Source organism: Endozoicomonas atrinae (genome assembly GCF_001647025.1).
In the GTDB taxonomy this organism is placed as follows: Bacteria; Pseudomonadota; Gammaproteobacteria; order Pseudomonadales; family Endozoicomonadaceae; genus Endozoicomonas; species Endozoicomonas atrinae.
Genome location: NZ_LUKQ02000004.1, coordinates 12947 through 26991 on the forward strand (window position 1 = coordinate 12947; position 14045 = coordinate 26991).

The window sequence follows — 14045 nt, forward strand, 5'->3', positions numbered from 1 at the left end:
TGACCAGCTGTCCACTGTCATTCAGGTCTTCGGCCTTGTCTTCCGTCACCGCCCCCGCGTCACTGTCCCCGTTACTGCCGTCCACCAGGATGTTCGACGGGTCTTCCGCCCCGTTGATGGTGATGGTGATGGTTTCCGTGTCGTTGCCGTCCGCCGTCGACACCGTGTACACCTGGGTGATTTTCTCCCCGGCATCCAGGTACTGCACTGCCGCATTATCAACCTTGAATTCCCAGCCGCCCTGCGCGTTGATCACCAGGCTGCCCAGCCCGGTCTGTGATCCGTCGTTGGTGGTCTGCCCGGTTTCATCGGTCACGCTGCTCAGGGTCACGGTCGGGCTGAACGCACCATCGCCATCGGCGTCCGTCACGGTCAGGGTGCCACCGGTGACCAGCTGTCCACTGTCATTCAGGTCTTCGGCCTTGTCTTCCGTCACCGCCCCCGCGTCACTGTCCCCGTTACTGCCGTCCACCAGGATGTTCGACGGGTCTTCCGCCCCGTTGATGGTGATGGTAATTTGCTTAGTTGTCCCATCGGTAGTTTCAACCTGGAAAACTTCCGTGACTTTCTCACCGTCATCCAGATATTGGACAACACCATTAGCAACTTCATAATTCCACTGCCCATCCGCAGTGATAATTAGCTGCCCCAAAGCAGTTGAGTTGGTTGAAGAATCTGATAGATAAACCGTCTTTGCAGGATCAAATGCTGGACGATCAAAGATATCTGGATCTATGACCGTCAAGGTTCCAGATTGCTGCAGCTGGATACCTTCAATGTCCTTATTAGTATCTTGGTCTTCAGTTATGGATCCTTGATCAGAATCCCCTTTAGCCTGATCAACCAAAATGATAGATTGATCATTCTCATCAATACCAAGCAACTCGTCCGCAACAAAACTTGTACTGTCCTCAATACCCGTTAGAAGCCCGGATGTATCAAAACCTGCTTCAGGATCTACCTGAATACCACTGAGATCGAGAATAGTCTGACTGCCAAACCCAGAATTACCCTGACCATCAGGCTGGCCTGCTGCAGGTGGAGGCAAATTATCCGGGACAGGCAGGACTTCAACCTGTTCCGCTTCTATTTCTACTTCTGCATCTTCAGGCATGAAATCCTGATAGAACGAAGCAAAACTGAACTCGTCGTTATTACCGAGTTCAAGCACCTGACCATCAACCAGATCGATATGGATAACTCCGTCAGCTCCGGTTAAGACAGTCTCATTTGGGTAGATGACATCACCAGCCTGAAGTACACGGCGAGTTCCGTCAGAGCTGATGGCCTCGACCTTTCCTGTGGTAAAGTGAATAGACCCTGCAGATTTGCTGGCAGTACCTTCTTGAATAGCGTCCACGAATAGCTCCTTTTTATTTTTCCCGGGCAACTCCGGCCCTGCGTCAGTTTTTATTTTCAATTCAAAATTTTTATCGCTCGCTGAATGCCAGCTGCTTGGCTCTCAGCACCGGCTTTAACAGATACTCAAGGAGTGTTTTCTTACCGGTTAAAATATCTACGGAGGCAACCATGCCCACAATTACGGGACGGCTGTTATCACCTTCACCGCCCAGATGGCTCTTGTCAGTTTTGATTCTCGCCAGGTAAAAGCTTTCACCCTGCTCATCCATGATGGTGTCCGCACTGATATGAGTCAGCTCACCATCAAGCCCGCCATGAATGGTAAAGTCATAGGCTGTAAATCGAACGGTGGCTTTCTGCCCAGGGTGAAGGAATGCAATATCCTGTGGTCGGATCCTGGCTTCTACCTCAAGAGTGTCGTCTACAGGAATAAGTTCCATCATCACCATACCCGGCTGAACAACGCCACCTTCGGTGTTAACCAGAATCTGCTTTACAACACCTTTCATTGGAGCCCTGACCCGGGTACGTTCAACCTGGTCACTGACAGCCGTTTCTTTTGCGGTTAGTTCATGTAATTGAGCCAGCGTTTCATTAAGCTCTACCCGCGCTTTATTGACGAAGTTCAGTCGAGTCTCATTAATACGTTGCTGTGTCTCTTCCTGTTGTGCGGCAATCCGCTCAAGGTTTTTCTCAGCAATCAGCTTTTCACCCTGGGTATCACTCACCTGCCGCTCAAGTCGGAGTACCTCTACACGCGACACCGCACCTTCTGCAGCCAGATCACGGGCAAGCTGGAGCTCTTCATCCAATAAAGCAAAGCGGCGCGTCAGCATCTCCCGTTGTGCCTTTGTCTCAAGTACCTGCTTTTTCTGCTGAGCCAGCTGTTGCTGATAAACACCGACGCTGCTGTTCAGTTCAAGTTGCCGATTGTGAAAGAGTTCTATCTCCCGGTCTGCAAGTACTGGCACCTGTGAAGTGAGAGAATCTGGCATGACCGGCTCACCACCTTCCACCTCTGCCATTAGTCGAGCTTTCCTGGCCATCAACGCATTACGATTGGCCAGCTGCCCCTGACGGGTAGAGGTAAACCGGGTGTCGTCCATTACCATCAGAACCTGCCCCTGTTCTACCAGTTCACCTTCGGAAACCAGGATGTCATCAACAATGCCACCCTCCATGTTCTGAACATTCTGAACCTGGCTTGACGGAATCACCTTTCCTTCTCCCCGGGTAATTTCATCCAGCTCACACCAGCCTGCCCAGAGAATAAAAGTCAGGATACACAGGGCAGCTGCAATGATCAGCGGACGGCTTCCCCTGGTGATTTTATTGATTTCCGCTTCACTGGCAGCATGCCAGGCAGGGCCTTCATTATTGGAGAGGTCGCTCATTTCAAACTACAGCCTCCTCTGCGTTTTTCTCTGCTGAAGGTTGAGCCTTGTTCGATCCTCGCAGCACGTCATTGGTACTGCCACTGACACTGATTTTTCCCTGGTCGAGAACCACAATATGATCCATAGTATCCAGCAGGTTCATTTTGTGAGTTACCAGAACTACCGTGGTCTCTTTCAGTTCAAGAAGCAGTTGACGGAAACGCGACTCAGCCTGTGAATCCATGGCACTGGAAGGTTCATCCATGATAATGGCTGCGGGGTTCGTCACGAGTGCCCGAGCCAGGCCAACTGCCTGCGCTTGCCCTCCGGACAGGTGACGCCCACCCTCACCGACCATAAAATCAAGTCCGGCACTGCCTGCCTGGATAATGTCCTGCAATCCGGACTGCTCCAGTGCTCTCAAAATATCGCTGTCACTGATACCCTCACGATGCATGGTGATGTTGTCTCGCAATGAGGCATTAAACAGCTCTGTACGTTGCCCGACATAACCCACATGACTGCGAAACCAGTTCGGATCAATCTGACGAAGATCCATACCATCAATACCAATCAGCCCTTTACTGGGCTCCCAGAGCCCCATCAGCAGTTGCAGAAGAGTGCTTTTTCCAGATCCCATTCGCCCAAGTATGGCCAGCTTGGTTCCAGCCGGAATCTGCAGATTAATATCACTTAGCAGGTCGGGAGCATTCGGATAGGCAAACGACATATTGTTGATATAAAAATGTCCGGAAAACTCATCAGGCCTCAACAGTTTCCGTTCCTGCGGGTATTCCTGGGGAAGGTTCATAATCTGCCCGGCATGGTCCAGTGCCTGCACTGTTTTTTCATACTGGTTTAATAAGCCAATGACCTGTGAAACCGGAGCAGCACAGCGACCGGAAATCATCATGATGGCAATTAACCCGCCCATGGAAAGATCGCCGGTACTAATGAGATAAACACCGGAGATGACCAATGCAACGGTATTTAGCTGGAGCATCAGTGTGGTGACCTGACTGGTGATGGTCTGCAGATGGCGTATTTTTAGCGAGGCGTCTGCAACCTCCCTGTTCATCTGGCTCCACTGTTTCTGACTCTGCTTTTCAACATTGCAGCTCTTCACAGAAATCAGCCCGAGCAGCAGCTCCATCAAAAAGTTCTGCCGTTTAGCTGAAGCCCCCTGCTGTTTAGCAATAACTGACTGAAGAGGCCTGTTCAGCAGCCAGGCTACGGTTAAGGCAACACCAATACAGAAAACCGGGATTATTACCAGCCAGCCTCCCAACCAGACCACCAGCCCAAGAAACAGAACAACAAATGGCAGGTCGATAAAGGCCATAACCGTTGTTGAGGTAATAAAAGAACGAACGCTGTCAAACTCCGCAAGCTGGTTCATAAGATTACCAGCACTGCCAGGCCGACTGGATAACTTCAGCCCTAACAGGCGATCCATCAGACGGGAAGAAAGTGTCAGGTCAACCTGCCGTCCAGCCAGATCAATATAGCGGGACCGGATAAGCCGGATAACAGCCTCAAAAAAGAAAGCGAGGACAACTCCGGTTGCCAGCATCCACAGCGTTTCAAATGCCTGGTTAGGAACCACTCTGTCGTATACATTCATGACAAACAGAGGCGATACCAGTGCAAAAAGATTGACCAGCAAACTGGCCAGCAGCACATCCCTGTAGACACGCCAATAGGGTGACAAGGCATGCCAGAACCATGGGTAAACAGAAGCCTGCTTATTGTTATAAGTGGTTTCTTTATCGGGTGTATGCACTTTGATTCTTGTAGTTAGTTGAAAAGTGTTTACATCTGAAGATTGGGAATCTACGGCTCAAGATGTTGTAAATTATCCGTCGTACGAAAAACTGGCTTTGGCATCATCAGTGAACAAAAGGAGCCCTGACCAACTCATACAAAAAAATGTGAATTCCCGCACACTTTTACCACTTTATAGGTATTATTACTACCTAAACTTTCATAAACCGTACCGTACCAAAGTGACTCAGCCTACTGAGATCAAAAGAGTTTTTCTGTAGCGGAAAAAATAATAAAAACGAATGGATACAAAATGGAAGATAAGAAATATGCAATCATAACCGGTGCCACCAGTGGCATCGGCATCCCAACGGCTATCGGAGTTGCAAAGCGTGGTTATCACACCACTCTGATCTGCCGTAATCCAGCAAAAGGCGAAGCCCTGAAACAGCGAATTGTTGCAGAAACGGGTAATCATGACATCGATATCATCCTTGCAGACCTGACTTCCCTGGAAGACGTTAGCAAGGCAAGCCAGTGTTATATAGATTCGGGCAAACCGCTTCACCTGCTTATCAATAACGCAGGTATTATTAATACGACTCACGAAATTACTCAAGATGGCTATGAAGCGATGTTTGCCGTTAACTACCTGAGTGTATTTCTACTAACAACTCAACTCCTCCCTGTATTGAAAAGCTCTGGTAATCAAGACAACAGCAGCCGGATTGTTAATGTCACTTCAGAAGGCTACAAGATGGCCAGGCGTATTGATTTTGAAAATATCAATGCCGAGAAGGGATTTAAAACTTTCCCGGCATATGGCCACTCAAAACTTGCACTCATGTTGTTCAATCTTGAGCTTGCTGAACAGCTTTCATACCATCCGGTAAACACTTATGCTGTTCACCCAGGCGCTGTGAACACCAACCTTGGCTCTGGTGACAACACAATCCTAAGTCGCTTTTTATTTCCAATGCTACGGCCATTCTTCAAGACACCGGAACAAGGCGCAGCAACGACTTTACACGTAGCCTTTGAGCCAAAAGCTGATGGCCAGAATGGTTTTTATTATGCAAGCTCTAAAGTCAGGAAATTGGGGAAGCAGGCCAAGGATAGCGTTCAGGCGAAAACATTATGGAGCTGGACTGATAACCGACTGTCTAAGTTTTATAATTAATGAATTATGTCATGAAGGGTGTGGCCAGAATTCCATTATCAATTCTGAAGCCAGCTCTTCTTCAAGTGGACCAATAGATTCAATTGTGGGATGGCAGTGATTAAAAATATCACGGCAACTTACACTAATGGATTCTCCAGTAACCTGTTGAAGGACTTTTCCACTGCAGGCAAACACAACTCTTGATATACCCGCCCAGTAAATAGCCCCAGAACACATCGCACAAGGTTCAGAACTGGCAAAAAGAGTGCATTGCTTCAGCTCACTCAAGGAGAACTGCTGATACGCTTTAGTGATCAGATTCATAACCGCATGTCGAGTCACATCAGCATCAGCCTTCGAAGTGTTTCCTGCTTCGATCAACACCTGCCCTTCTCTTGCAAGCAGCGCTGAAAATGGCAGTTGCCCCTGGTTAGCCTCCTGCCTCGCTAACTCAATACTTCTTAGGAGCAAAGATGAATACTCATTCATGAAACACGACCAAGTATAATAGCAACTAATAAGACGTTAGTTTAGTTCCTGCACACGATACTGCATGTTAATTTTTTATCGCATATTAACGCCTTTGCAATACACAAAATGTTCTTTAGTCATCAGTCACATGGGACACATAATGTTATGACTTTTTATTCCTTTGACTTGCGTTTTTATCTGGAAATTTATTTCGATGCTTCAAAAAATCTTCAACAGAAGAGTTCATAAAACTTCATATCTACTCTCATCAATACTCCTGAGTTTTAGCCTATCAGTAACAGCATCACCTCAGGATTCAGATTTATCTTTGAGTGGTGTATGGACCTACCAATCATTCAAAAATAACCAGAACCTTGATACTGACTTTAACCAACTTCAATTTGACAAAGGGTATTTGATTCTTTCCATTGACGACGCTGTTGTGACTGGTTGTATAGGAGACTAAGGCTGGCAACTTGAACTATCCGGCCAAGAAAGTTTACAGGCTGATGGAAAGCACACCTTTATGCTGACAGGCGATGGTATAGTTGACCAGGAACCATGGAAGTATAATTATTCGGCTCAACTTGAATCCTCGATGCATGGAGCACAAAATCAGGCACTGATCATCACAGGCTCAGTTCTGAGGGTTTTGTCTCACAGTGCAGGAAAGTCTCCTGCTGGTGAAGTTGCGTCATTTACTGCAGTAAAAATAACGGATACTGACTTAATCCCCATGGACTTTCAGTTCCACTAGCTAAACTTTGCTTCCCATCTATATAACTCACCGCACGCAAGGCCTAAGCAGATCAACAGAAACTGCCTCTTCCCAACTGAAGTGCAGTTTAGTTAGCGATGTGCGCTTTATCAGCATTCACTCCAAGCGCGATATAGTTACCAGCAAGGACAACCAGAACCCCCAGCAAGCTCAATGTCGTCCACTGATAGCCTTCAAACATGGTAGCAATAAATAAAGCGATGATTGGATAAATAACATCTACATACGCTGTGCGATCAGCACCAATTCTGCCAATCAGGGCAACATAGGATGTCATTGCCAGAATCGATCCGAATAAAGCAAGGTACAGCAAAGAAAACACATAAGGTTTACTCCATTGGAACGAAGGCAGTTTTCCCAGGGAAAGAGCAAAGGCTGCAGTAAATATTGAACTGTACATCATCGCCGTCATCACTACAGGCAATAGAGGAAGCCCACTTTTTTTATTGATTTCACATATCAAACTGCCAATTGAAAAAAAGATACAGCCAACAAACGCCATCATAATACCCTTCATCAGATCAGTAGTCAGACTACTCGCTAACTCAGGCAGGAAGACCATCACGATTCCCAGAGAACCAAGCATTCCACCAATGACTACAGGCAAACGGACCGGGTTCCCCAGCCAGAAGTGACCAATGATGACGTTGAGATAGAGCATGCTGGTACACACCAGCGCAGACTGTGCACTGTTGATATAGAGCTCACTGAGATACACCAGCCAGTAGGACATACCGCAGAAGCAAATACCCTGCAGAAATATTCTGAGATGTTGCCGCGGAGTGAATTGGACAGGTGCCCGCTGCAGGAAGCAGACCACCATTAAAATAAGGCCAGCCAGGAGAAATCGGTAACTGATAGACCATAGTGGATCAACATCACCCAACTGAAAGGTAATGGCATACCACGTAGAGCCCCACACAAATGAGCACAGGCTGAACAGCAGGATATTCTGCATTTTGTCTCACCGTTCTTTTCAAAAAAAGCAAAGCAAGAGCCGTATATTGCAAAATAGCCCCAAACTCTCAGGCAACAACCCTGTTTTTTATGCTGGATTAACCAATACGGCTCATTAATTTGAATCAGGAAGAGACAAAATAGCTGATATTTAAAAATGAAAGTGTTTTTTAAAAATCTTCAGCCCAGGGCATTTCCGGCAAAGCATCCAGGTTGGTGTTATACCGCTGTTCATTGAATGCTGCCTGATGGTTAACCACATCCACCAGTTCAACGCACAGGGCACAGGCGATATATTGAATGGCTTCTTCCCGATCAATACCTTCCAGCATCAGTCTCATCAAGGTCTCCTTTACCCTGGGCGGGTTATTTTCTGCCAGCTGGTTTTCAACTATTTCGATGACTGCCTCACCACCCATCAAGTCATCATTATCAATCATTCCAAACACCTTATATTCTCAAAAATTCTGCATTTTATAGGCGGCAGGTTTTAAAAGCCCACTCTTTATAAAGGACTGAGCAGTGTCGCTTATCACACAGTCTTTATGAAACCACCAAATACCCCAAATGCTTCCCCGCTGTCACCACCAACCTGCAAATTGAACTTGCGTCGTCTTTAAATAAAGAGTACGAATGTCGGATTAAATTTTGGCAAACAGGAGGAAGCCTGTGTACAAAGTTTACGGAGATGCCCAGTCCGGCAACTGCTACAAGATCAAGCTACTGATGAGTCATCTGGATATTGCCTGTGAGTGGGAGCACATCAATATCCTGGGGGGTGGAACGCATACTGATGAATTCCTGGCCATGAACCCCAATGGAAAGATTCCTGTCATGGAATTGCCTGATGGGAGTTACCTGTGGGAATCCAACGCCATCCTGAACTACCTGGCCGACGGCACAGACTACCTGCCTTCAGACCCTTTCCTCAGGGCAAAAGTTCTGCAGTGGCAGTTTTTTGAGCAGTACAGCCACGAGCCTTATATCGCAACAGCCAGATTTATCGTGAAATACCTGGGCAGACCCAAGAAACATGAGGCCGCACTTCAGGCAAAGAAAGCCAGTGGTTATAAGGCGCTACAGGTCATGGAAACTCATCTGGAGCATCACGACTGGCTGGTTGGTGACCGGATGACCATTGCCGATATCAGCCTGTATGGCTATACACACGTTGCTCCAGAAGGCGGATATGGTCTGACCGACTTTCCTTATATCATGGCCTGGCTCAAACGGGTCAGGGAACATCCAAAACATGTGAAGATGGGCTAGCTGCTATATAAGTGTCTGCTTTGTATGGAAACTCAGGGCAGACACTTTCTGAGAACCACTCAGGCCCTGCCAAAGCATGTAAAAGATAACGGATGCTGCTAGACTCCCCGCTCAGCACTTTTTAGATAACGCTGAGGTTTAAAATGGGGTTTCTTGATCGGGTTCAGGCTGCCATGGAGAAAAACAACTCTCTCTTGTGCGTAGGCCTTGATCCTTCACCCGAGCGCTTTCCTGCATCGATTCAGGCGATGGAAAAGCCTATCTTTGAATTCAATAAAGCCATTATTGATGCAACAGCTGACCTTGTCTGCTCTTATAAGCCTCAGGCTGCCTATTACCATGCCTGCGGTGCGGAAGATCAGCTGGCCATGACGATTGATTACATTCGTACTCAATATCCTGATATCCCGGTTATTCTCGACTCCAAGCGAGGTGATATTGGCAGTACTGCCAGTCAGTATGCCATTGAAGCCTTTGAGCGCTATCAGGCCGACGCCGTTACCGTAAACCCTTATATGGGTGTTGATACCATTGAGCCATTCTCAAGCTATGCAGATAAGGGAACTGTGGTTCTGTGCCGAACTTCAAACCCCGGTGCTGCGGCTATTCAAAACCTTTCCGTCCAGCAGGCCAATGGTGAGTCTGCCATGCTGTATGAAGTCATTGCCATAATGTGTCGGGAGCAGTGGAATGGGAACAACAACATTCTGCTGGTTGTCGGTGCAACAAACCCTGAAGAGCTGAAGCGTATTCGGGAAATTACCGGGGACATGACGTTTCTGGTACCAGGTCTTGGGGCCCAAGGTGGTGATGTTGAAGCTACCGTAAAAAATGGCCTGAACAGCAAAGGTAAGGGAATTATCGTGAACTCATCTCGCGGCATTATTTATGCCAGTGGCGGGGATGATTTTGCCGAGGCGGCAAGAAATGCTGCGATTGAATTGCGGGATCAGGTAAACCAGTTCCGATAAGTATCTCATATAGCTATGAATGACTCTGTCATCCATAGCTAAAAACTCTGTTGATAAATAGTTTATACAATTTGAACAGAATATAACGCATTGATGTCTATTGTATGGAAACGTCTTGATACACCAAATTCGAGAGTAGAAAAGGTTTTTCCATGGAAAATAGTGGCCCATTACAATCCTTTGATAGAGCAACTTCTGCAAATACCTTGCGCCCCCTTTCTCAAAGCAGCCCTAACAAAGATACAGGAAGAATGCTAAATATGGATGTATCCATTACTACGGGTACAAAGTCTGGCTCACCTTCTTCCACATATAGCGAACATCAGGCACTTACTGTTACCACCAGAAGAACAGAGCATTCAGGCAATATACTACCATCTACCAGTCGAAAACATGATAAGGGTCCGCAACCAGCATCAGATCAACACTTCAAACCTCAATCAACAACGATACAACAGCGTACTGATTACCCAAAAGTACCGCCTAAACCACCAAGACAGAATTCAGCAATAAAATCACCCCAGGAACCAACTCAAATGGTTGGGCCAAAAGTTAGGGGCACCGATGTCCATGCGACAGAAAATAGAGTACAAATTGATACAGGAGAAAAAAAGTCGAAAGTCCCACCTCCAGTACCCAAAAAACCCCAAGAGTCACTTATTAAGCATGACCAGGGTCAACAGGTATTTAATGAGCCGGCTGCGATACGCCAACACTCTAGAAACCAGGGGCTTTATCAGGGTACGGATGTATTATCGACAGCTGAGAAAAAGTTAACCAATCGCCCAGAATTTAAACCTAACCAGTTGGGGCTGAGATCCGCTGGAAATTTATCTCAACCAAAACCCATTTTAATGGCTGAAATGCCTGAACCAAAAGCAGGGATTTTACATGCCTTTGCAAAAGACAGTGATTTAATAGAAACAGGCAATGTTGAAGGAAAAGAGAAGAAAGCCCCACCACCGCCAAAGAAGCCTGATCGAAGTAAAGCGATACTCAATGAGCCTGTAGCGTCACGCCAACACTCTACACATCAGAAACCTTATCAGGGTTCAGAATCATCATCTGTAGCTGAAAGAAGGTGGTCATCAAATCACACAGATCTTAAAACTACCCCCCTGAAAATGGGATCTGCCGGAAAATTACCTCAACATAAACCCTCTCTAACAGCTGAACCAAAAGCAGGGATTTCACATGCCTTTGCAAAAGACAGTGATTTAAGAGAAACAGGCAATGTTGAAGGAAAAGAGAGGAAAGCCCCTCCGGTGCCCAAGAAACCCGACGAGTCACTTATAAAATCTAGCCACGGTCAACGAACATCAAGCGAGCCAATAGCAAGCCAGCCAAAAAAAATACTGGCCACATCGGTAAATAAGAATAATTCCGACCTTAAAACTTCAGCCCTACCACATATACAAAAACATCATGCGCAGCAGCCCCAGCTAAGTGATACAGAGCAACTAAGCGCCGCCTCGCAAGCTCAGCCTTTAGAAGAAGAAAAGAAGACTACTCCGCCTCCACCGCCTCCTCGCTATAAGCCGGGTCTTAGAGATAGATTACAAGCTGAAGCGTCAGCTGATTCCGCAGAAAAACGAAACCCTCGACAGGAACTTCAATCCCTTCAGGAAAAACCAAAAATGGCGCCCCCCTCTCCTCATCCTTTTATGACAACAAGCCAAAGCGATAAGCAGCTTTCTGATGAGCAAAAAGATCAAATACACATGCTTCATCAAGAGGTTATGGCTGATATAAGAAACCTTAATAAAGTACTTGCCGATCGTTGAGACAACTAATTTATCAAGGATTACTGAGTAGCTATTTTCTGACGAAGTATCACATTAAAAGACTCGTAGCGCTTTCCTCTCTATTGAGGGAGCGCCGTCACCAAAACAGCCATATATAAAACTGAGAATGAGTCTATTTTTCCTCGTGTAAATAATCTCAATGAAAGTCACAGAAAAAGGTGCAATTAGTCACACACTCCTTAAGCAGCTTCATGCTGTCTGCTTTCCTTCAGCTTTTTCTTAGCCTTAGATTTAGCAATGGGTTCAACCTTCCTTTGCTTCTCATAAAGGAACTTCAAGACTTCTGAGCGCAGTCGTGTATATTCCGGATCCTGTGCCAGCTCCAAGCGGTCACGGGGTCTTTCCAGGTTGATCTCAAGAATCTCCCCTACCGTGGCGGCTGGGCCATTGCTCATCATCACGATACGGTCTGACAGCAGAACAGCTTCGTCCACATCATGGGTGATCATGATCACGGTGTTATTCAGTTCCTGCTGGATTTCCATCAGAGAGTCCTGCATATGAGCCCGGGTGAGAGCGTCCAGAGCACCAAACGGTTCATCCATTAACAGAATCTCCGGCTGCATGGCCAGTGCCCGGGCAATACCTACCCGCTGCTTCATCCCACCACTGATTTCATCCGGGCGCTTATGCATGGCGTGATCCATATGCACCAGCTGAAGGTTATGCTCAATCCAGTCTTTGACCTCTGCCTTGGTTTTTGAACGGCCAAATACCTGCTTCACCGCCAGCTCAACATTCTGATATGCCGTCAGCCAGGGAAGCAGTGAATGATTCTGAAACACCACCGCTCGATCAGGACCAGGCTCGGAAACCTCCCGACCGTTTAAAATCACACCACCACTGCTGGCCTGCAGAAGCCCTGCCACGATATTCAACACCGTTGACTTACCACACCCGGAGTGACCAATCAGAGAGACAAACTCCCCTTTGGCTATTTTCAGGTCAACCCCTTTGAGGGCGGTAAAAGGGCCTTTCGGTGTATCAAAGATCATATCGATATGACTGATATCCAGCAGTGTACTCATGAATTGGGTTCCCTTTATTAGACTCTGTTGACATAAGGTTGCAGGCTCAGTGGCTCAAACCAGAGCCTAATGACTGACCTTTGATTTATCCCAGGAGACAAACCGTTGAATCTGCAGCATGGTTCGATCAAGGCCAAAACCAATCACACCAATCACGATTACGGCAACCATAATGCGCGCCAGAGAGTTAGAACTGCCATTCTGAAACTCATCCCAGACGAACTTACCCAGCCCCGGGTTCTGAGCCAGCATTTCTGCAGCAATCAGCACCATCCAGGCCACCCCCAGAGAGAGTCGCATACCGGTAAAGATCATGGGTACAGATGCAGGTAGAACAATTTTCTGAATGTGTTTCAGTGCTGGCAGGCGCAATACACGACTAACGTTTACCAAATCACTATCCAGTGAAGACACACCGACCGAGGTATTAATCACCATTGGCCACAGACAGCAAAGCATGACGGTGATCATCGAATTTAAAAAAGACTTGGCTACCAGTGGATCAGGGCTGATATATAGAGCACTGACAACCATGGTCACCAGCGGCAGCCAAGCCAGGGGAGAAACCGGTTTGAATATCTGAATGATCGGATTCACCGCTGCATTCAGTGTTTTATTAAGACCAATGGCAATACCAAGAGGTATCGCAATTAGAGCCGCCAGCAGAAACCCACTCATCACGGTTATCAGGCTGGTAGCGATCTGATCGAGAAAGGTTTCCTTGCCGGTATAGGCGCGTATTTTCGGAACGTAGTCAGGATCTTTGGCAACGCGGGCAGCATTACGTTTCTCCTGCCGCTCATAGAATGCTTCTGCCTTTTCCCGCTCGGTTACATGCTCCTGATAAAGAGAACCAAACTGCTCCCACACAACCACTGGTCCGGGAAATTTACCCAGCGAGGTATCAATATTCTGGGCAGCTCCAGACCATATCAGCAGAAAGACAACGATACCAATGATGGGCATCAGTACCGTGCTAAACACCTTTCCGGGATTCACCGCGAATTTTTCGCTTAGCCTGGAAAGAAAAGACAGTGGCGATGGCTTGTTCTGTTCGCCATGCACTGACTGACTGACAACCGTGGCATCCGTCATAATCCAC

At 47.1% G+C, this 14045-nt stretch carries 12 protein-coding genes; 4 read left to right on the forward strand and 8 right to left on the reverse strand.

All coding sequences use genetic code 11. The features are described 5' to 3' along the window. The 3 genes from AK963_RS01230 to AK963_RS01240 all read right to left on the reverse strand — a co-directional run. A partial coding sequence (locus tag AK963_RS01230) for a retention module-containing protein (protein ID WP_175404406.1) occupies nucleotides 1–1360 on the reverse strand: 1360 nt, incomplete at its 3' end. A gap of 70 nt (nucleotides 1361–1430) precedes the next feature. Continuing rightward, entirely contained in the window at nucleotides 1431–2756 is a 1326-nt protein-coding gene (locus AK963_RS01235) for an HlyD family type I secretion periplasmic adaptor subunit (protein ID WP_066013400.1), read from the reverse strand. A 1-nt stretch (nucleotide 2757) separates the two neighbouring features. Further along, nucleotides 2758–4527 (reverse strand): type I secretion system permease/ATPase, encoded by a 1770-nt coding sequence (locus AK963_RS01240; protein WP_083232381.1) that lies wholly within the window; start codon nucleotides 4525–4527, stop codon nucleotides 2758–2760. Between the two features lie 288 nt (nucleotides 4528–4815). Here AK963_RS01240 and AK963_RS01245 point away from each other — a divergent pair, with 288 nt between their 5' ends. After that, entirely contained in the window at nucleotides 4816–5682 is an 867-nt protein-coding gene (locus AK963_RS01245) for an SDR family oxidoreductase (RefSeq protein ID WP_066013403.1), read from the forward strand. 9 nt (nucleotides 5683–5691) lie between these two features. Here AK963_RS01245 and AK963_RS01250 read toward each other — a convergent pair whose 3' ends face one another. From AK963_RS01250 to AK963_RS01265, 3 genes are all read right to left on the reverse strand, one after another. Beyond that, nucleotides 5692–6153 (reverse strand): nucleoside deaminase, encoded by a 462-nt coding sequence (locus tag AK963_RS01250; protein ID WP_066013405.1) that lies wholly within the window; start codon nucleotides 6151–6153, stop codon nucleotides 5692–5694. An 827-nt stretch (nucleotides 6154–6980) separates the two neighbouring features. Beyond that, nucleotides 6981–7871: a DMT family transporter gene (locus AK963_RS01260; RefSeq protein ID WP_066013409.1), complete on the reverse strand. Its 891-nt coding sequence runs from the start codon at nucleotides 7869–7871 to the stop codon at nucleotides 6981–6983. A gap of 169 nt (nucleotides 7872–8040) precedes the next feature. Next, nucleotides 8041–8310: a hypothetical protein gene (locus AK963_RS01265; RefSeq protein WP_202969698.1), complete on the reverse strand. Its 270-nt coding sequence runs from the start codon at nucleotides 8308–8310 to the stop codon at nucleotides 8041–8043. A 229-nt stretch (nucleotides 8311–8539) separates the two neighbouring features. Here AK963_RS01265 and AK963_RS01270 point away from each other — a divergent pair, with 229 nt between their 5' ends. The 3 genes from AK963_RS01270 (at nucleotide 8540) to AK963_RS01285 (ending at nucleotide 11894) form a co-directional block, all read left to right on the forward strand. Continuing rightward, nucleotides 8540–9139 carry a glutathione S-transferase family protein gene (locus tag AK963_RS01270; RefSeq protein WP_066013411.1) on the forward strand — a complete coding sequence of 200 codons (600 nt, stop codon included), beginning with the start codon at nucleotides 8540–8542 and terminating at the stop codon, nucleotides 9137–9139. A gap of 143 nt (nucleotides 9140–9282) precedes the next feature. Further along, a complete protein-coding gene (gene pyrF / locus AK963_RS01275) occupies nucleotides 9283–10110 on the forward strand; it encodes an orotidine-5'-phosphate decarboxylase (protein WP_066013412.1) in 828 nt (275 codons plus the stop codon). A gap of 152 nt (nucleotides 10111–10262) precedes the next feature. Beyond that, a complete protein-coding gene (locus tag AK963_RS01285; protein WP_139117192.1) occupies nucleotides 10263–11894 on the forward strand; it encodes a hypothetical protein in 1632 nt (543 codons plus the stop codon). Nucleotides 11895–12094: 200 nt separating this feature from the next. Here the strand turns inward: AK963_RS01285 and AK963_RS01290 are convergent, their stop codons facing one another. Both AK963_RS01290 and AK963_RS01295 read right to left on the reverse strand, forming a co-directional pair. Next, on the reverse strand, nucleotides 12095–12943 hold the full coding sequence (locus AK963_RS01290; RefSeq protein WP_066013417.1) for an ABC transporter ATP-binding protein: 849 nt from the start codon (nucleotides 12941–12943) through the stop codon (nucleotides 12095–12097). 66 nt (nucleotides 12944–13009) lie between these two features. Then, complete coding sequence (locus AK963_RS01295) at nucleotides 13010–14038, reverse strand: ABC transporter permease (protein WP_066013420.1); 1029 nt, start codon at nucleotides 14036–14038, stop codon at nucleotides 13010–13012. Nucleotides 14039–14045 lie beyond the last annotated feature (7 nt).

Excerpts from the sequence above, each read along its gene's own strand:
- AK963_RS01295 (WP_066013420.1), bottom strand. The coding sequence starts at position 14,038 with ATGACGGATGCCACGGTTGTCAGTCAGTCAGTGCATGGCGAACAGAAC.
- AK963_RS01245 (WP_066013403.1), top strand. The coding sequence starts at position 4,816 with ATGGAAGATAAGAAATATGCAATCATAACCGGTGCCACCAGTGGCATC.
- AK963_RS01290 (WP_066013417.1), bottom strand. The coding sequence starts at position 12,943 with ATGAGTACACTGCTGGATATCAGTCATATCGATATGATCTTTGATACA.
- AK963_RS01235 (WP_066013400.1), bottom strand. The coding sequence starts at position 2,756 with ATGAGCGACCTCTCCAATAATGAAGGCCCTGCCTGGCATGCTGCCAGT.
- AK963_RS01285 (WP_139117192.1), top strand. The coding sequence starts at position 10,263 with ATGGAAAATAGTGGCCCATTACAATCCTTTGATAGAGCAACTTCTGCA.
- pyrF (WP_066013412.1), top strand. The coding sequence starts at position 9,283 with ATGGGGTTTCTTGATCGGGTTCAGGCTGCCATGGAGAAAAACAACTCT.
- AK963_RS01250 (WP_066013405.1), bottom strand. The coding sequence starts at position 6,153 with ATGAATGAGTATTCATCTTTGCTCCTAAGAAGTATTGAGTTAGCGAGG.
- AK963_RS01265 (WP_202969698.1), bottom strand. The coding sequence starts at position 8,310 with ATGATTGATAATGATGACTTGATGGGTGGTGAGGCAGTCATCGAAATA.
- AK963_RS01260 (WP_066013409.1), bottom strand. The coding sequence starts at position 7,871 with ATGCAGAATATCCTGCTGTTCAGCCTGTGCTCATTTGTGTGGGGCTCT.